Origin of the sequence: Microbacterium sp. NPDC059771 (assembly GCF_042732495.1) — a bacterium.
Lineage (GTDB): Bacteria > Actinomycetota > Actinomycetes > Actinomycetales > Microbacteriaceae > Microbacterium > Microbacterium sufflavum.
The window spans coordinates 1,236,002-1,252,972 of the sequence record NZ_JBHWHK010000001.1 but is presented as its reverse complement, the minus strand read 5'-3'; the positions used below and the strand labels follow the sequence as shown (position 1 = coordinate 1,252,972).

The following is a 16,971-nucleotide window of genomic DNA, read 5'->3' as shown; positions in this document are numbered from 1 at the left end:
CCAGGATGGAGCCCATGATCGTCCTCACGCGCCTGAACCGCACCCGGTTCGCGGTGAACCCCGACCTGATCGAACGTGTGCAGGCCACGCCCGACACGACACTGATCATGGTCGACGGCGCGACCTTCGTCGTCACGGAGACGATGGACGACGTGATCGCCCGCACCACCCGCTTCCGCGCGGGAGTGCTCGCCACCGCTGCCGCCCTCGTCGCCACGGACACCGTCGACACGGACACCGTCGACACGGCCGCCGCCGGGACGGAGGCCTGATGGATCCGTCGCTCATCCTCGGTCTGGTCCTCGCGTTCGGGGCCCTGATCGCCATGATCAACCTCGAGGGCGCGACCATCGGCTCGCTGCTCCTGCCCGCCCCGATGGTGCTCGTGTTCGGCGCGACCATCGCCGTGGGTCTCGCCAGCGGCACGCTGCGCGACGCCCTGCACGCCGTGAAGTCGCTCCCCCGAGCTTTCCGCGGCGAGCGCCGCACCGCGCAGAGCATGATCGACACGGTCGTCGGCTACGCCGAGAAGGCCAGGTCGGAGGGGCTGCTCGCCCTCGAGCAGGGCCTCGACGAGGAGAAGGACCCGTTCCTCCGGCAGGCACTGCAGAGCATCGCCGACGGCACGGACGCGGAAGACCTTCGGGTGCTGCTGGAGGACGAGCTGACCTCGACCGCCGCCCGCAACCGCACGGCCTCGCGCTTCTACATGACGCTGGGCGGCTTCGCCCCCACGGTCGGCATCATCGGCACGGTCGTGTCGCTGACGCACGTGCTGGAGAAGCTCGACAAGCCCGACACGCTCGGCCCGATGATCGCGGCCGCGTTCGTCGCGACGCTGTGGGGCCTGCTGTCGGCCAACTTCATCTGGCTCCCGATCGGCGGACGCCTGCAGCGCCTGGGCGAGCTGGAGCTGGAGCGCATGACCGTGCTGATGGAGGGCATGCTCGCGATCCAGGCGGGCGCCGCACCGCAGCTGGTGCGGGAGCGCCTGGGTGCGCTGGTGTCCGACCGGTCCGGCGGACGCTCGCGTCGCACCGAGCAGCCCGCACCCGCGGAGGACGCCGAGGACCTGTTCTCATGAGCGTGCGCGCACGCCGCCGCGTGACCGAGTCCGAGCACAGCGGACCGGACGAGCGCTGGATGGCGTCGTATCTCGACATGGTCACGGTGCTGATGTGCATGTTCATCGTGCTGTTCGCGATGTCGACCGTCGACCAGGAGAAGTTCGAGGCGCTGAGCGCGTCGCTCGCCACCGGCTTCGGGCAGGAGCCCTCCGAGGACATCGACGCGGTCACCGGTGTCGTGGTGCCGCCCGAGCTGGTGGACGAGAAGGGCCAGGACTTCGCCGACACCGAGGCCGCGGCGGCGCAGCAGGAGTTCGACGAGCTGTCGGCGCTGCGCGACCGGCTGCGGCAGGTGCTCGCCGAGCGCGGCCTCGAAGCCGACGTGACCTTCACGATCGACGAGCGCGGCCTCACGATCGGCCTGGTGAGCGCCGAGACGTTCTTCACCACCAACAGCACCGCGCTGAGCCCCGCCGCCACGCAGGTGCTCGACGCGCTGGGATCGGTGCTGGTCACGACGCCCAACGAGATCTCGGTCGAGGGCCACGCGGACGCCCGGGGCTCCGTCGCGCCGTTCCCGACGAACTGGGAGCTGTCGGCCGGGCGCTCGACCCAGGTGCTGCGCTACCTGGTGGAGTCGGCCGGCCTGCCGCCCGCGCACCTGAAGTCGGTGGGCTTCGGCGACACCCGTCCCGTGGTCGCCGGCAGCACCCCGGAGCAGCTGGCCGAGAACCGCCGCGTCGACATCGTGGTCCTCTCCGATGCGAGCGAGGAGGTGCGAGCGCTGCTCCCCGCCGCGGGCGCGGCGCAGACCTCCCCCTGACCCCTCCCTAACGCACGCCCTCCGCCGCCCGATAGTCGGGTACGTGGTGAGGGATGACGGTGCGCGCTCCGCGGTGCGCGCACGCACGGCGACAGCGACCGCCGAGGTCGAGGTGTACGACTTCGGCCGTGCGGCGACGCTGTCGCGCGAGCACGCGCGCACGCTCGAGCTCGCGTTCGAGACGTTCGCCAGGCAGTGGTCGGCGCAGCTGTCCGGCCGGATCCACGTGCGCGCGACCATCGCGGTCGAGCACGTCGGGATGCTCACCTACGGCGAGTACGCGCAGTCGCTGCCGACCACCACGACCATGATCGTGTGCGCCCTGCCCGACTCCGACGAGCGGATGATCCTGCAGGTGCCGACCTCCACCGCCACCTCATGGATCGTGCAGATGGTGGGAGGGCGCTCGACCGCGACGGTCGACGACCGCACCTTCACGCCGATCGAGCAGGCGCTGCTGCGCTCCCTCGTGACGGAGGCCACGGAGCACCTCGCGGCCGCGCTCGACGGCCTGCTGCCCACCGGTGTCACCGTCGCCGGGATCCAGTACAGCTCGCAGTTCGCGCAGGTCGCGGCCGCCGGGGAGCCGGTGATCGTGGCGCGACTGTCGATGCGGCATGGCGGGCGCACGGTGCCGGCGAGCATCATGCTGCCCGCGTCCGTGCTGTCCGGGTTCGCCGTGCGCGAGGCCCTCACCGACCGTGCGGAGACCCCGGGCCTCGTGCGCCGCCAGGTCGAGGCCGCGCCCGTCGAGGTCGCGCTGCGCCTCGCGCCCCGCTCGGTCCTGCCGCGCGAGGTGCTCGACCTCGCGGTCGGCGACCTCCTCGCCCTCCCCCACTCCGCCGACCGGCCGCTGCTGCTCACGGTCGGCGATCAGACCGTCGCGACGGCCGCGGTCGGCAGCTCCGGCGCGCGCCTCGCGTGCGTCGTCACCACCACCGTCCCCGCATCCGCCCCCGCCGCCCAGGAGTCCGCGTGACCAGCACCACCGCTTACGAATCCGCCGTCGCCGCCGCTTTCGCCGCCCGGCTCCCCGCGGCAGCGCCCGTCACCGCACGGGCGTCGCAGGCCTCCGGCGACACCGGCGACGCGGTCGTCGTGCAGTTCGTCGGCGAAGCCGGAGCCCAGCTCGCCGTGCAGCTGCTCGACCCCGACGCGCTGATCGACGGCCTGGCGGGACGGCCCGTCGCCGACCGGCTGCTCGACGCGCTGGAGGCGGCCGTGACCGCCCTGGGCCCCGGCGTGCTGGGCGAGGCCGCCACGGGCGATGCGTCGGCGCTGTTCGCCGACCCGCACGCGCAGCTGTTCGACCTGGTCGACGAGGGTGAGCGCACGATCGGCCGGCTCGCCGTGCGCATCACCCACCGCCCGGCACGACCCGCCGGCGGCGACGGCCGCCTGCACCGCATCGCCGGTGTGGAGATGGAGCTGACGGTCGAGATCGGCCGCACCCGCATGGCCGTGCGCGACGTGCTCGGCCTGGAGCCCGGCCGCATCGTGGAGCTGGACCGTTCGGCCGGCGCCCCTGCGGACGTGAAGCTGAACGGCCGGACGATCGCCCACGGCGAGGTCGTGGTGGTCGACCAGGACTACGCGGTGCGGATCACGCGCATCCTCGAGAACGTCGAGGCCTGACCCTGGACGACCTGCTGCTCGCCCTGCGGGTCGGGCTCTCCCTGGCGGCGGTGCTCGGCCTGCTGTGGTTCCTGCAGCGCCGGGTCGCGAAGACCCAGTCGCGCAAGCGCGACGCCGAGCCGATCACGGTGCTGGGGCGTCAGGGCCTCGGGGCGAAGGCGCAGCTCGTGGTGGTGCAGACCGAGGACGCCCGCTACGTGCTGGGTGTCACGGAGCACGGCGTGAGCGTGGTCGACCGCCTTCCGCTGCGCACGGAGCCCGCGGCCCCGCCCACCGGGCCGGCACCGCGCGACGCCGCCGCCGACGCCGCGGAGTTCGAGCGCATCCTCGCCGCAGCCGCGCTCACCGGCACCCCCGCGACGTCCGGCACGCCCGCGACCCCCGCACTCCCCGCCGCCCCGGGCGACGGCACCCCGGGCGACCGCACCCCGGGCGACGGCACCGAGCTGCGCCGGCGCGTGCGGCACCGCAACGACCCCCTGCGCGGCTCCATCCTCTCCCCCGACACCTGGCGGCAGACCGCCGAGGCCCTCCGGCGCGCACGATGACCGCAGCCCGGGCCGTCGAGCCTCGTCGCGCGCCGTGGCGGCTGCTCGCCGTCGCGGCCGCGGTGCTGCTCGTGGTCGCGGTGCTCGTGCTGTGCAGCGGCGGTCCCGCGCACGCCGAGGTGCTGCCCGACGACCAGGGCGAGGGCGTCTCGATCGACATCAACGGCGTCGACGGCAGCCCGTCCGGCTCCATCCTCACGCTGCTCGGCATCACGCTGCTGTCGGTCGCTCCGGCGCTGCTGCTGATGATGTCGTCGTTCACGAAGATCTTCGTGGTGCTGGCGATGACCCGCAACGCGCTGTCGCTGCCGACGATCCCGCCGAACCAGGTGCTGGCGGGCCTGTCGCTGTTCCTGTCGCTGTTCATCATGTGGCCCGTGCTCACCGAGATCAACACGCTCGCGGTGCAGCCCTACATCGACGGCGCCCTCACGTTCACGCAGGCGGTCGACATCGGCCAGGGCCCGCTGCGCGAGTGGATGCTGCACTACACGCGCGAGGAGGACCTCGCGCTCATGACCCGCATGGCCGGTCAGGACAACCCCGACGACGCGGCGAGCGTGCCGATGTACACGCTGATCCCCGCGTTCATGATCTCCGAGCTGCGGGCCGCGTTCATCATCGGCTTCGTGATCTTCGTGCCGTTCCTGGTGATCGACCTGGTCGTGGCGGCCGCGCTGATGTCGATGGGCATGATGATGCTCCCGCCGGTCATGATCTCGCTGCCGTTCAAGATCCTGCTGTTCATCCTCGTGGACGGCTGGGGGCTCATCATCAAGGCCCTCCTGGAGAGCTACGGAGGTGTGGGATGAGCCCGGAGGCCGTGCTCGACATCGGCGCGCAGGGGCTGCTCATCGCGGCCAAGCTCGCCGCGCCCATGCTCGTGACCGCGCTCGTGGTGGGCTTCGCGATCTCGCTGCTGCAGTCCATCACCCAGGTGCAGGAGGTGACGCTGTCGTTCGTGCCGAAGATCGTCGCGGTGGGCATCGCCCTGCTGATCGCCGGCAACTGGATGATCGCGGAGATCATCGCCTTCACGAACGAGATGTTCGCCCGGATCCCGGCACTGCTGAGCGGGTGAGCGCGTGTACATCCCGATCGACTTCGCGTGGCTGGAGGCCACGATGCTCGCGGCCGTGCGCATCACGGCGTTCATCATGATCGCCCCGCCGTTCTCCTACGGCGCGATCCCGGTGCGCGTGAAGGCCATGCTGTCGATCGGGCTGTCCCTCGCGGTGGGCGCGGCCGTCGCCCCCGGCTACGAGCCGCTGGACACCGGCGCGTTCCTCGGCGCGCTCGTGCTCCAGGTGCTCACCGGCGCGCTGCTGGGTTTCCTGGTGATGATGTGCTTCGCGGCGCTGCAGGCCGCCGGCAGCCTGATCGACGTGTTCGGCGGGTTCCAGCTCGCCCAGGCGTTCGACCCGGCGGCGATGGTCAACGGCGCCCAGTTCACCCGCCTGTTCCACCTGACGGCGCTGACGCTGCTGTTCGCCTCCGGCGGCTACCAGCTGATCCTCGCGGGGCTCGCGCGCAGCTTCGACGCGGTGCCCGTCGACGGCGTCTTCGCGGTCGCCGGGCCCGTCGAGCTGCTCGTGGACGGGGTGTCGCAGATGGTGCTCGCGGCCGTGCAGATCGCGGGCCCGCTCGTGCTCGTGCTGTTCCTGGCCGACGTGGGCCTCGGCCTGATCACCCGGGTCGCGCCCGCGCTCAACGCCTTCGCGATGGGCTTCCCGGTGAAGATCCTGCTGACCCTGCTGCTCGCCGGCGCCGTGTACGTGGCGTTCCCCGGCATCATCGACGCGCTCGCCTCCCAGGCCTTCCGGCTGATGCAGGGGGTGACGCCGTGAGCGACGCCGACAGCGGGGAGCGCAGCGAGAAGGCGACAGACAAGCACCTGCGCGAAGCCCGGCAGAAGGGTCGCCTCGCCCGCAGCCAGGACCTCACGGCGTGGCTCGGCATCGGCGCCGCGGCCGTCATGATGCCCGCCGCGATCGCTGCGGGCACCGCCGCGGGCACCGAGCAGCTCATCTCGCTCACCTCGCTCATGCGGACGCCGTCGCCCGAGGCCGCGCTCGGCGCGCTGGGCCGCGGGCTCGCGTCGGTCCTGCCCACGCTCGGCGCGCTGCTGGCCGCCGTCGCGGTCGTCACCCTGCTCGGCGCGGTGGTGCAGGGCGGCGTGCACCTGCGCAAGCTCACCGGACGCTACGAGCAGTTCAACCTCGTCTCGGGCATGCGGCGGGTGTTCGGCCTGCAGGCGCTCTGGGAGGGCGCGAAGGCGCTGCTCAAGACGGCAGCGATCGCGCTCGCGCTGTGGTTCGTGATCGCCGGGCTTATGCCGGTGCTGACCGCGAGCGGCGCGCACTCGATCTCCCGTCTGCTGGGCACCGCGGCCGAGGGCACCGCCGCCCTCCTGCAGACCGCGATCGGCGTGGGCCTGGTCCTCGCCGCGATCGACCTGTTCGTGGTGATGCGCCGCAACCGCAAGCACACGCGCATGACCAAGAAGGAAGTGCGCGACGAGAACAAGAACTCCGAGGGCGACCCGCTGATCCGCCAGCAGCGCCGGTCGCGCCAGCTCGCCGTGAGCCGCAACCGGATGATCGCGGCGGTCGCGAACTCCGACGTCGTGGTGGTCAACCCCACCCACATCGCGATCGCGCTGAGCTACGAGGCCGGCACCTCCGCGCCCCGCGTGGTCGCGAAGGGCAGCGGGGTGATCGCCGAGCGCATCCGCGAGAAGGCGCTCGAGGCCGGGGTGCCCCTCGTGCGCGACATCACCCTCGCGCGATCCCTGCACGCCGCGTGCGAGCTGGGACACGAGATCCCCGAAGACCTGTACAACGCCGTGGCGCGCGTGCTCGTGTTCGTCGACGCCCTGCGGCGTCGCGGCGCCGCCCGCGGCATCCACTCGCTCCCCTACCGGAGGACCGCATGAAGAAGATGCTCACCACGCTGATGGTGCCGATCGGGGTGGTCGGCATCATCATGCTGCTCGTCGTCCCGGTGCCGCCGTTCCTGCTCGACGTGCTCATCATCCTCAACATCATGTTCGCGCTGGTGATCCTGCTGACGTCGATGTTCGTGAAGAAGCCGCTCGACTTCTCGGTGTTCCCCTCGCTGCTGCTGGTGGCGACGCTGTTCCGTCTCGGCCTGAACGTCGCGTCCACCCGGCTCGTGCTGGGCGAGGCGTACGCGGGGCAGGTCATCGAGGCGTTCGGGGCCATCGCCGTCGGCGGCTCGCTCATCATCGGCGCGGTCGTGTTCCTCATCCTCGTGGTCATCCAGTTCGTCGTCGTCACGAAGGGTGCCGAGCGCGTGGCCGAGGTCGGCGCCCGGTTCACGCTCGACGCGATGCCCGGCAAGCAGATGGCCATCGACGCCGATCTCAACGCGGGACTCATCACCGACACGGAGGCCAGGCAGCGCCGCGCCGAGGTGGCCGCGGAGGCCGACTTCTACGGCGCCATGGACGGTGCCTCGAAGTTCGTGAAGGGCGACGCGATCGCCGGGCTCGTCATCATCATCATCAACATCGTCGGCGGCATCGCGATCGGGCTCGTGCAGCACGGCATGTCGATCGACCAGGCCGTGAGCACGTACAGCCTCCTGACGATCGGCGACGGCCTGGTCACGCAGATTCCCGCTCTGCTCATGGCCGTGTCGACCGGCATGATCGTGACCCGTTCGACCGCCGAGACCGAGATGGGCACGGCCGCATCGGCCCAGCTCGGGCAGTCCCGCAACGCGCTGCTGATCGCCGGGTGCGCGGCCATCATCATGTCGCTCATCCCGCACATGCCGATGCTGCCGTTCGTCGCGATCGGGGCGCTGCTGCTCCTGGTCGCCCAGCGCATCACCGCCACCAGGAAGCGGGAGGCGGCCGAAGCCGCGAAGGCACCGGTGACGCCGCCTGCGGAGCAGCCGGAGGAGCTGATCGAGCGCATGCGCGTGCACCCGCTCGAGATCCTCCTCTCCCCCGACATCGTCGACCTGGTCACCGGCGGCCCGGACGACCTGCTCGCGCGCGTGAAGGCGCTGCGGCGGCGCATCGCGCTCGACCTCGGCCTGGTCACCCCGCCCGTCCGCACGCGCGACAGCATCGAGCTGCCGCAGGCCACGTACGTGATCCGCATCGCCGGGGTGGAGACCGGACGCGGGACCGCGCCGGGCGGATCGGTGCTCGCGCTCGGCTCGGGGCTCGAGTCGCTGCCCGGCGCCGCAGCCCTCGACCCCGTGTTCGGGCTGGAGGGCAAGTGGATCCCGATGGAGATGCGGCACAGCGCCGAGTTCGCCGGAGCGACCGTGATCGACCGGGCCAGCGTGATCGTCACGCACCTGTCGAGCGTGATCCAGACGCACGCCGCGCGGCTGCTGTCGCGGGAGGACGTGCGCCAGCTCACCGACGCGCTCAAGCAGGTGTCGCCGTCGGCGGTGGAGGAGCTCACGCCCGCGCAGCTCTCGCTCGCCGAGGTCCAGCGCGTGCTGCAGGGGCTGCTCGCGGAGCGCGTGCCGATCAACGACCTCGGCCGCATATACGAGGCGCTGGCCCTGCGCGCCAAGACCTCGACCGACCCGGAGGGGCTGATCGAGGCCGCCAGGGCCGCGCTCGGCCCGGCGATCGCCGCGCGCTTCGCGGAGAACGGCGTGCTGCGGGTGGTCATGATCAACCCGCTGCTGGAGCAGGCGATGCTGGAGAGCCTGCGGCCGGGCGACGACGGCACCCAGATCGTGTTCGAGCCGCAGCGCATGGAGGCCGTGATCGCCTCGGTCAAGCAGGCGGTCGCCGCGCAGGCGGACGGGCCGGAACCGGTGCTGGTGTGCGCGCCGTCGCTGCGGCCGGCCGTACGACGGCTGGTGTCGGCGCAGACCGACGGCCTGCCGGTGCTGTCGTACAGCGAGGCCACCGCGGCGCCGCTGACGATCGAGACCATCGGCGTGGTGCGCGACGCCTCGACCGCGTCGCTGGGGCCCGCCCCCGTCGCACCAGTAGGCTGATCGAATGCTGGTGTTGACGAGGCGGATCGGTGAGAGCGTGCGCATCGACGGCGAGATCGAGGTCACGCTGCTCGACATCAAGGGCGACAGCGTGCGGATCGGCGTGAAGGCCCCGCGGGAGACGCGCATCCAGCGCACCGAGATCATCGAGGCCGTCGGCGCCGAGAACGTCTCCGCCGCCGCCGACACCGACGCCACCGCCGAGGGGGCCATCGCCGCCGCGCTCGCCCGCGGCCGCGAGCACCGCCGGTCCTAGCCGTTCACACCGGCGAGAGGTCGGCGGACACGGCGCGCTTCCACTGGTCGCCGCCGGCCGCACGTGCCCGGTCCGCGGCGGCGGCCGCCGCCGCCAGCAGCGCGTCGTAGTCGTAGCCGGCGACGCTCGAGGTGGCCCAGCCGATGCTGGCCGAGGAGCGGATGCCGCTCACCGGCGCATCCGTGTCGATGACCGAGATCCGGGACAGGATCGCGCGCAGGTGGAAGCGCACGGCCTCGTCGCTGCCGCGGATCAGCACGACGACCCGGTCGTCGCTCACCCGTTCCGCGTCGGCGGTCGTGGGCAGCGCCTCCTGGACGTCGGCGTGGAAGCGGTCGACGATCCGGCGGAAGGCCCCGCTGCTCGACGCCTCGCGCAGGTCGGCGGGGTCGTCCAGCCGCACGTCCAGCACCGACCACGCCCCGTCGTTCTGCGCCTCGGCCTTGCGCAGGCGGGCCCTGGCACGGTCGGCCGCCCCGACGTCACCGCGCGCCGCACTCTCCACCCGCACCAGCAGCACGAGGGTGAAGGCGGCGCAGGTGCTCACCACGATCGCGCCGACGGCGTTCATGCCCCGCAGGGCGCTCAACTGCGCCTCGGTGCTCACGCTCCCCGACACCAGTGCCGACGCCCCGCTGACCACGGAGACGACCGCGAAGCCGCACGCGGCGAGCGCGAGGGGCATCACGACGTCGCGCGCGGGAGGCTGCCCGCGCAGCAGCTCCCACGCGAGGAGCCCGGCGAACACGCCCATCGACAGGAAGACGAGGTGGAAGACCAGCAGGTACCAGGCCGTGCCCGCCGTGGACACCAGGGCGACCGGCACGCCGATCAGCGCCACGATCACCGGCAGCCAGGGGGCCGAGCGCCCGAAGTGGATCCGCACGCCGATCCAGACGAGGGGGATGAACACGACCGTCAGCGCCGACGAGGCGGCCCGCAGTACCGGGAGGCCGGTGTGATGCCCGGCCAGCCACAGGTACGCGCCCAGCATGCCGATCCCGAAGGCCACGCCCCACACGATCGTCGCCCTGGTCGGGCGCGCCAGGGTGGCGAGACCGATCACGATCGCGGTCAGCACGGTCACGACGGCGACCATGCTGGTGGTCACGTCGACGTTGACGGGCACGAGCGGTGTCATGCCGGATCCTTCCTCGGGGAACGGCGCGGGAAGCGCACGGTGACGGTGGTGCCGACGCCCACCTCGCTGTCGACGAGGATCTCCCCGTCGTGCGCGACGACGATGTCCCGCGCGATGCCCATGCCGAGCCCGGTGCCGGAGATCCCGCCCCGCACGGCGCTGTCGGTGCGGAAGTACGGCTCGAAGAGACGGGGCAGCTCGTCGGGGGCGATGCCCATGCCGGTGTCGACCACGCTCACCTCGGCCCTGGCATCGTCCGCGCCGACCCGCACCTGGATGCGGCCGCCGGACGGGGTGTACTTCACGGCGTTGCCGATCAGGTTGTCGAGCACCTGGCGCAGCCGGAACGCGTCGCCGGTGATGACCAGGCGGTCCGCGCCGTCGAGGCTCAGCTCCTGCCGGGCGGCGGTGATCAGCGGCGCGAACGAGGCCGCGGACGCCTCCACCACCTCGCGCAGGTCCACCGGCTCGAACGGCTCCGGCGAGCTGCGGGTCTGCGCCTGCATGCTCGAGAGCAGGTCCTGCATCCGCTCCCCCGCGTTCGCGATCACCTCGACCTGCGCGGGCACGCGGCCCGGCAGGTCGTCGCGTTCGCGCAGCAGCTCCACGTGCCCGATGATCGCGGTGAGCGGGTTGCGCAGCTCGTGCGAGACGATCGCGGTGAGGGCCCTGCGCTCCTCCGCGGCCTCCAGGAGCGCGGTGACGTCGTCGATCACGACCAGAGCGATGTGCTCGCCCTCGCCGGCCCCGGCCATCGCCTGCGTGGTCACCTCCAGCGCCCGCCACTGTCCCGCGCCGTCGAACAGCCACACCCGTTCGGCGCGCAGCTCCTCCCCCGCGGCCGCCCGCGCCAGGGTCGTGCGCGCGGGGCTCAGGGCGGTGCCGCGCCGCGCGTCGTATTCGACCGAGGCGGAGGGAAGGGCGGCCCCGTAGCGGTCGCGGCCGTACAGCGCGCGGTAGGCGTCGTTCATCTGCAGGATCCGCCCCTGTGCGGTGACCACGACCAGGGCGACACCGAGCGCGTCGATGATCTGCGTCACCCGCTGCTGGTTGGTCTCGGCCCGCTCCGCCGCCCTGTTCACCTGCTCGGAGCGCCGCTGCAGCAGCCGTCGCGCGGCACCCGACCGCTGCGAGCCGATCCGCATCGTGACCCCGAGGAAGCTGAGGGTCACCACGACCGTCAGCACCCGCAGCAGCACGTCGGCCGGCTCCCCCGAGCGGTCGGCGAAGAACACCAGACAGCCACTGCTGAAGGCGACACCGGTGAACACCCACGGCATCGAGAAGTAGGTCGCCAGCCACACCACGGGGAACACCCACAGGAACCCGAGCCGCAGGTCGGGGGCGTTGGTGGTGAAGCCGACGGCCAGGATGTCCAGCAGCGGGAGCGCGGTCACGGCGGTGCGCGGAAGCCGGCGCCACGGCACGAGCAGGGCGACGAGCGTGGTGACCACCACGAGGACGATCCCGACCACGAACAGCGGGATCGTGAGCGTGTGCGGCTTGAAGCCCGCGACCATCACCACGATGGCGACGATGCTGCCCGCGAACACGAGTTGCCAACGCCAGATCGACACAGTGCGGATCATGAAGCCCCCGCCTCCTGGTCGATCCTCAGCTTTGTCGCAAGATTACTCAAAGATCGGGCCTACGCGCTCTTCAGGCGACATCGGCGTCCTACGATTCTGAGTGGGGGCCGACACTGCGACTGGGGATTTCGCAGACGCTGGGGCCGCGCGAGTGGGGATTCGCAGGCATCCGAGGCCGCGGTGGGGGAGCCGCGGCCTCGAACCCCTGTCAGCCGGGTTGATCGCCGGCTGGGGTGAGCCGATAGCCGACGCCGCGCACGGTCTCGATGTAGCGCGGCTCGGTGGGGCTGTCGCCGAGCTTGCGGCGCAGGTTGGCCATGTGGGTCTCGATGGCGCGCTTGTCCGGCTCGCTGACGGGGTCGGCGGAGCCGGACGGCGCGCCGCGCAGACCCCGTGCGAGCTCCGCCTTGCTGCACACGCGGCGTCGCGACTCCAGCAGCGCGGCGAGCAGGTCGAACTCCGTGGGGGTGAGCTCGACCGGACGCTGCGCCACGAGCACGAGCCGCGTATCGAGGTCGAGGCTGAGGTCGCGATGCACGCGACCACGCCACGTGGACACGGTCGTGTCGGTCGCGGCGGCCGGCGGCGCGGGCGCGACCGGACGCTGCGTCGCCGTGGCGACCGGGAGCCGCGGTCGCCGCAGGAGCGCCTCGATCCGCGCGCGCAGCTCGCGCGGACGGAACGGCTTGACCAGGTACTCGTCGGCGCCCGAGGTAAGACCGAGCACCACGTCGGACTCCTCCGCGAGCGCGGACAGCATGATGATGAACGTGTCGCTGACCCGGCGGATGCGCCGGGCCACCTCGAACCCGTCGATGCCGGGCAGGTTGATGTCGAGCGTGGTGATCACGGGCTGGTGCCGTTCGACCGCCGCGAGGCCCTCCGGCCCCGATCCGGTGACGGCGACCTCGAAGCCCGCGGCGAGGAACACCTCCTCCAGCAGCGACTGCACGCCGGGGTCGTCCTCGATGATGACCGCGACCAGGTCGCCGACGCTGCGGGCGGTCATGCCCGCTGCTCCCGGACGATGGTGACCACGCGCGGGGCGTCCGCGTCGAGCTCGGACGGGTCGAGGTCGTCGTCGGCTCCGGCCGCGCCGACCGGGCGTTCCAGCTCGATGTCCCACCACGCGTCGGCGAGCTCCTCCGCCATGCCGCGCCCCCATTCGATCACGACCACCGAGCGCTGCAGGTCGAGGTCGAGGTCGTCGAGCTCGGCGGCCGAGCCGAGCCGGTAGGCGTCGACGTGCACGAGCGGCGCCCCGCCCACGAGCGACGGGTGGGTGCGCGCGATCACGAACGTGGGGCTCTGCACGGGTCCGCGCACGCCGAGCCCCTCCGCGAGCCCCCGCGTGAAGGTGGTCTTGCCCGCCCCGAGCGGCCCCGTGAGGATGAGCAGGTCGCCCGCCTCCAGCTGTTCGCCGATCCGCAGGCCGAGCTGTTCCATCTCGTCCGCGGTGGCGATCTCCCGGCGGCCGAGGAACGCCGGGTCGACGCTCACGACGCCCTCCGCGGCACCCGGTGTCCGATGCGGGTCACGATCTCGTAGTCGATCGTGCCCGCGGCGTCCGCCCACTCCCGCGCCGACGGCACGCCGAGGGTCGGATCGCCGAACAGCACCACCTCGTCGCCGATCGAGACGGGGGTGTCCCCCACGTCCACCACGAACTGGTCCATCGCGATGCGGCCGACGTTCACGAAGCGGCGCCCGCCGATCGACACGGGAAGGCGCCCGGAGGCGCTGCGGGGCACGCCGTCGGCGTAGCCCAGCGGCACCAGGACGAGCGTGGTGTCGCGGTCGGTGCGATGGTCGTAGCCGTACGAGACACCGGTGCCGGCCGGCACCCGGCGCACGGCCGCGACCGCGCCGCGCAGCGTCATGGCCGGGCGCAGGCCCAGTTCGGCCGAGGAGCGGTCGTCGAACGGCGACTGCCCGTACAGGCCGATGCCGATCCGCACCGCGTCGAGCCGCGTCTCCGGCAGGTCGATCGCCGCGGCGGTCGCGGCGATGTGGCGGATCTCCGGGCGGATGCCGAACGACGCCGCCGCGGCCACTCCCTCCTCGAACTTCGCCAGCGCCGCCCTGTCGTCGGCGGGTGAGGTGTTCGACAGGTGACTGAACAGGCCCACCACCCGCAGCCGCCCGATGCGTTCGAGCCGCGCGGCCTCGGCCAGCACCCGCCCCCAGTCGCCCGGGGCGATGCCGTTGCGCGACAGCCCCGTCTCGAACTTCAGGTGCACCGCGACCGGGCTGTCGACCGCCGCCGCGGCCGCCGCGGCCTCCAGCTGGTCGAACGAGGAGATCCCGAGCTCGATGTTCTCGGCCGCCGCCTGGGTGAAGCGCTCCCCCGGGGCGTGCAGCCAGGCGAGGATCGGCGCGTGCACGCCCTGCCGACGCAGCTCCAGCGCCTCCGGGATCTCGGCGACCCCGAGCCGGGTGGCACCGGCCGAGAGCGCGGCCACCGCGGTCGCGGCGGCACCGTGGCCGTACGCGTTGGCCTTCACCACCGCGAGCACCTCGACCCCGGTGAGCCGACGGAAGTGCCGCACGTTGTCGGCGATCGCGTCGAGGTCGATCGTGGCCTCACGGAAGGGGACGGTCACAGCGGTGCTCCTTCGGCGACGACGAACGCGGCGGCCAGGCCCGCGTCGTGGGTGAGGGTGAGGTGCAGGGTCACGATGCCGCGCTCCTCGACGACCGCCGCCGTCGAGCCGGAGAGCACGAAGTACGGCCGCCCCGAGGGCTCGGAGGCGATCTCGATCTCGGTCCAGTGCACGCCGTCCGAGCCGCCCAGCGCCTTGATGAGCGCCTCCTTGGCGGCGTAGCGCGCGGCCAAGGACGGCAGCCGGAGCGCCTGTTCCGCGGGGGCGAACAGCCGCTCGCGGAGCTTGGGCGTGCGGGTCATCGTGCGCTCGAACCGGGGGATGTCCACGAGGTCGATGCCGGTGCCGATGATCACCCGTTCAGCCTACTCGCGCGGAACGGCCCCGCCCCGGAGCGGGACGAGGCCGTTCGCGGACGACGGGCGGGGTCACTCCACCGTGACGGACTTGGCCAGGTTGCGCGGCTGGTCCACATCGAGCCCCTTGGCGGTGGCCAGCGCCATCGCGAAGATCTGCAGCGGCACCACGGCCAGCAGCGGCTCGAACATGGGGCCGGCGAGCGGGATGTGGATGACCTCGTCGGCGAAGGGCAGCACCGCGGCATCGCCCTCCTCCGCCACCACGATGACCCGGGCGCCGCGCGCGCGGATCTCCTGGATGTTGGAGACGACCTTCGAGTGCACGAGCGCGGAGTGGCGCGGCGACGGCACCAGCACGAACACCGGCTGCCCCGGCTCGATCAGCGCGATCGGGCCGTGCTTGAGCTCGCCGGCGGCGAAACCCTCGGCGTGGATGTAGGAGATCTCCTTGAGCTTGAGCGCGCCCTCCAGCGCGATCGGGTAGCCCACGTGGCGACCGAGGAACAGCACGGAGCGGGTGTCGGCCATCCAGCCGGCGAGCTGCGTGACGTGCTCCTGCTCGCTCTCCAGCACCGCGGCGACCTTCTCGGGCAGGGCCAGCAGCTCGGCGACGTCGGTGGACGCGTCGGCGACCGTGCCGCGCACGCGACCCATGTGCAGGCCGAGCAGCAGCAGCGCCGTGATCTGTGCCGAGAACGCCTTGGTCGACGCGACCGCGACCTCCGGTCCGGCGTGCGTGTAGACGACCGCGTCGGACTCGCGCGGGATGGTGGCGCCCTGCGTGTTGCACACCGAGAGGGTGCGCGCGCCGCGCTCGCGGGCGTACTTGACGGCCATGAGCGTGTCCATGGTCTCGCCCGACTGGCTGATCGACACGACCAGGGTGTCGGCGCCGATCACGGGGTCGCGGTAGCGGAACTCGTGCGCGAGCTCGACGTCGACCGCGACGCGCGCCCACTGCTCGATGGCGTACTTGCCGACGAGGGCGGCGTACGACGCGGTGCCGCACGCGGTGATGATGACGCGGTTGATGCCGGTGAACAGCTCGTCGAGCCCGTCGAGCTCGGGGATCACGACCTGCCCGTCCTGGATGCGACCGCGGATCGTGTTGGCCACGGCCTCGGGCTGCTCGGCGACCTCCTTGGCCATGAAGCTCGACCAGCCGCCCTTCTCGGCGGCGGCGGCATCCCACGACACGTCGAAGGGCTCCGGGGTGACCGGGGTGCCGGCGAAGTCGATCACGGTCACGGCGTCGGGCGTGATCGACACGATCTGGTCCTGACCGATCGCGAGCGCCTGGCGGGTGTGCTCGACGAAGGCCGCGACGTCGGAGCCGAGGAAGTTCTCGCCCTCGCCCAGGCCGATCACGAGCGGGGAGTTGCGGCGGGCGCCGACGACGAGGCCGGGGTGGTCCTGGTGCATCGCGAGCAGGGTGAAGGCGCCCTCGAGGCGGTTCACGACCGAGCGGAAGGCGAGCTCGAGGTCGCCGCCGTTGCCGGCGTACTCGCGACCGAGCAGGGCCGCGGCCACCTCGGTGTCGGTCTCGCTGCGGAACACGACGCCGTCGGCGAGCAGCTCGTCGCGCAGCGCGGCGAAGTTCTCGATGATGCCGTTGTGGATCACGGCGAGCTTGTCGTCGTCGGCGAGGTGCGGGTGGGCGTTGCCGTCGGTGGGTCCGCCGTGGGTGGCCCAGCGCGTGTGGCCGATGCCGGTGGTGCCGTCGGGCAGCGGCGCGTCGCCGAGCGAGTCGCGCAGCACGGCCAGCTTGCCGGCCTTCTTGCGCATCCCCAGCTCGCCGTCGCCGTCGATCACGGCGATGCCCGCGGAGTCATAGCCGCGGTACTCGAGCCGGGCGAGACCGGCGAGAAGGATGTCCTGGCTGGGCCGCGGGCCCACGTATCCGACGATTCCACACATGAGATACAGGGTAAGACGCGATTTTTGCGAGTCGTCCG

The 16,971-nt window shown here is 72.3% G+C and carries 19 protein-coding genes; 12 read left to right on the top strand and 7 right to left on the bottom strand.

Annotated features, from left to right (window positions below; genetic code table 11):
* The first annotated feature begins 5 nt into the window (after window positions 1-5).
* From ACFV3I_RS06015 to csrA, 12 genes are read left to right on the top strand one after another with little or no spacing between them, the layout of a single operon-like run.
* Entirely contained in the window at window positions 6-272 is a 267-nt protein-coding gene (locus ACFV3I_RS06015) for a flagellar FlbD family protein (RefSeq protein ID WP_378822551.1), read from the top strand.
* Complete coding sequence (locus ACFV3I_RS06010) at window positions 272-1,084, top strand: motility protein A (protein WP_136031174.1); 813 nt, start codon at window positions 272-274, stop codon at window positions 1,082-1,084. Before ACFV3I_RS06015 ends, ACFV3I_RS06010 begins: the two co-directional genes overlap by 1 nt.
* Window positions 1,081-1,890 (top strand): flagellar motor protein MotB, encoded by an 810-nt coding sequence (locus tag ACFV3I_RS06005; protein WP_136031172.1) that lies wholly within the window; start codon window positions 1,081-1,083, stop codon window positions 1,888-1,890. Before ACFV3I_RS06010 ends, ACFV3I_RS06005 begins: the two co-directional genes overlap by 4 nt.
* A 43-nt stretch (window positions 1,891-1,933) precedes the next feature.
* Window positions 1,934-2,869: a flagellar motor switch protein FliM gene (locus ACFV3I_RS06000; RefSeq protein ID WP_205814364.1), complete on the top strand. Its 936-nt coding sequence runs from the start codon at window positions 1,934-1,936 to the stop codon at window positions 2,867-2,869.
* Window positions 2,866-3,525 carry a flagellar motor switch protein FliN gene (gene fliN, locus ACFV3I_RS05995; protein ID WP_378822549.1) on the top strand — a complete coding sequence of 220 codons (660 nt, stop codon included), beginning with the start codon at window positions 2,866-2,868 and terminating at the stop codon, window positions 3,523-3,525. Before ACFV3I_RS06000 ends, fliN begins: the two co-directional genes overlap by 4 nt.
* 50 nt (window positions 3,526-3,575) lie before the next feature.
* On the top strand, window positions 3,576-4,073 hold the full coding sequence (locus ACFV3I_RS05990; protein WP_378822548.1) for a flagellar biosynthetic protein FliO: 498 nt from the start codon (window positions 3,576-3,578) through the stop codon (window positions 4,071-4,073).
* Window positions 4,070-4,885, top strand: a complete 816-nt coding sequence (gene fliP, locus ACFV3I_RS05985; RefSeq protein ID WP_206251678.1) for a flagellar type III secretion system pore protein FliP — start codon at window positions 4,070-4,072, stop codon at window positions 4,883-4,885. The genes ACFV3I_RS05990 and fliP overlap by 4 nt, the downstream gene beginning before the upstream one ends.
* Window positions 4,882-5,154 carry a flagellar biosynthesis protein FliQ gene (gene fliQ, locus ACFV3I_RS05980; protein WP_136029649.1) on the top strand — a complete coding sequence of 91 codons (273 nt, stop codon included), beginning with the start codon at window positions 4,882-4,884 and terminating at the stop codon, window positions 5,152-5,154. The genes fliP and fliQ overlap by 4 nt, the downstream gene beginning before the upstream one ends.
* Window positions 5,155-5,158: 4 nt before the next feature.
* On the top strand, window positions 5,159-5,920 hold the full coding sequence (locus ACFV3I_RS05975) for a flagellar biosynthetic protein FliR (RefSeq protein WP_136046146.1): 762 nt from the start codon (window positions 5,159-5,161) through the stop codon (window positions 5,918-5,920).
* Complete coding sequence (locus ACFV3I_RS05970) at window positions 5,917-7,008, top strand: EscU/YscU/HrcU family type III secretion system export apparatus switch protein (protein ID WP_136029653.1); 1,092 nt, start codon at window positions 5,917-5,919, stop codon at window positions 7,006-7,008. Before ACFV3I_RS05975 ends, ACFV3I_RS05970 begins: the two co-directional genes overlap by 4 nt.
* Window positions 7,005-9,068, top strand: coding sequence for a flagellar biosynthesis protein FlhA (locus tag ACFV3I_RS05965; protein WP_136029655.1), 2,064 nt, complete (start codon window positions 7,005-7,007; stop codon window positions 9,066-9,068). The genes ACFV3I_RS05970 and ACFV3I_RS05965 overlap by 4 nt, the downstream gene beginning before the upstream one ends.
* A gap of 4 nt (window positions 9,069-9,072) precedes the next feature.
* Window positions 9,073-9,324: a carbon storage regulator CsrA gene (gene csrA, locus ACFV3I_RS05960; protein WP_136029658.1), complete on the top strand. Its 252-nt coding sequence runs from the start codon at window positions 9,073-9,075 to the stop codon at window positions 9,322-9,324.
* Window positions 9,325-9,328: 4 nt separating this feature from the next.
* On the opposite strand, the gene ACFV3I_RS05955 is transcribed toward csrA, so the two are convergent.
* The 7 genes from ACFV3I_RS05955 to glmS all read right to left on the bottom strand — a co-directional run bounded on the left by ACFV3I_RS05955 (window position 9,329) and on the right by glmS (window position 16,933).
* Window positions 9,329-10,465, bottom strand: coding sequence for a hypothetical protein (locus ACFV3I_RS05955; RefSeq protein ID WP_136029660.1), 1,137 nt, complete (start codon window positions 10,463-10,465; stop codon window positions 9,329-9,331).
* The gene (locus ACFV3I_RS05950; RefSeq protein ID WP_378822547.1) at window positions 10,462-12,054 is read right to left on the bottom strand and encodes a sensor histidine kinase; all 1,593 of its coding nucleotides are present in this window, start codon (window positions 12,052-12,054) and stop codon (window positions 10,462-10,464) included. Before ACFV3I_RS05950 ends, ACFV3I_RS05955 begins: the two co-directional genes overlap by 4 nt.
* 208 nt (window positions 12,055-12,262) lie before the next feature.
* On the bottom strand, window positions 12,263-13,063 hold the full coding sequence (locus ACFV3I_RS05945) for a response regulator transcription factor (RefSeq protein WP_136029675.1): 801 nt from the start codon (window positions 13,061-13,063) through the stop codon (window positions 12,263-12,265).
* Window positions 13,060-13,554: a tRNA (adenosine(37)-N6)-threonylcarbamoyltransferase complex ATPase subunit type 1 TsaE gene (gene tsaE / locus ACFV3I_RS05940; RefSeq protein WP_372490575.1), complete on the bottom strand. Its 495-nt coding sequence runs from the start codon at window positions 13,552-13,554 to the stop codon at window positions 13,060-13,062. Before tsaE ends, ACFV3I_RS05945 begins: the two co-directional genes overlap by 4 nt.
* Complete coding sequence (gene alr, locus ACFV3I_RS05935) at window positions 13,551-14,657, bottom strand: alanine racemase (RefSeq protein ID WP_378822546.1); 1,107 nt, start codon at window positions 14,655-14,657, stop codon at window positions 13,551-13,553. Before alr ends, tsaE begins: the two co-directional genes overlap by 4 nt.
* Window positions 14,654-15,013, bottom strand: a complete 360-nt coding sequence (locus tag ACFV3I_RS05930; protein WP_378822545.1) for a holo-ACP synthase — start codon at window positions 15,011-15,013, stop codon at window positions 14,654-14,656. The genes alr and ACFV3I_RS05930 overlap by 4 nt, the downstream gene beginning before the upstream one ends.
* Before the next feature lie 72 nt (window positions 15,014-15,085).
* Window positions 15,086-16,933: a glutamine--fructose-6-phosphate transaminase (isomerizing) gene (gene glmS, locus ACFV3I_RS05925; protein ID WP_136029681.1), complete on the bottom strand. Its 1,848-nt coding sequence runs from the start codon at window positions 16,931-16,933 to the stop codon at window positions 15,086-15,088.
* Between the last annotated feature and the right edge of the window lie 38 nt (window positions 16,934-16,971).

Coding starts and splice junctions, on each gene's coding strand:
- ACFV3I_RS06015 (WP_378822551.1), top strand. CDS start 6: ATGGAGCCCATGATCGTCCTCACGCGCCTGAACCGCACCCGGTTCGCG.
- ACFV3I_RS06010 (WP_136031174.1), top strand. CDS start 272: ATGGATCCGTCGCTCATCCTCGGTCTGGTCCTCGCGTTCGGGGCCCTG.
- ACFV3I_RS06005 (WP_136031172.1), top strand. CDS start 1,081: ATGAGCGTGCGCGCACGCCGCCGCGTGACCGAGTCCGAGCACAGCGGA.
- fliP (WP_206251678.1), top strand. CDS start 4,070: ATGACCGCAGCCCGGGCCGTCGAGCCTCGTCGCGCGCCGTGGCGGCTG.
- fliQ (WP_136029649.1), top strand. CDS start 4,882: ATGAGCCCGGAGGCCGTGCTCGACATCGGCGCGCAGGGGCTGCTCATC.
- ACFV3I_RS05965 (WP_136029655.1), top strand. CDS start 7,005: ATGAAGAAGATGCTCACCACGCTGATGGTGCCGATCGGGGTGGTCGGC.
- csrA (WP_136029658.1), top strand. CDS start 9,073: ATGCTGGTGTTGACGAGGCGGATCGGTGAGAGCGTGCGCATCGACGGC.
- ACFV3I_RS05955 (WP_136029660.1), bottom strand. CDS start 10,465: ATGACACCGCTCGTGCCCGTCAACGTCGACGTGACCACCAGCATGGTC.
- ACFV3I_RS05950 (WP_378822547.1), bottom strand. CDS start 12,054: ATGATCCGCACTGTGTCGATCTGGCGTTGGCAACTCGTGTTCGCGGGC.
- ACFV3I_RS05945 (WP_136029675.1), bottom strand. CDS start 13,063: ATGACCGCCCGCAGCGTCGGCGACCTGGTCGCGGTCATCATCGAGGAC.
- glmS (WP_136029681.1), bottom strand. CDS start 16,933: ATGTGTGGAATCGTCGGATACGTGGGCCCGCGGCCCAGCCAGGACATC.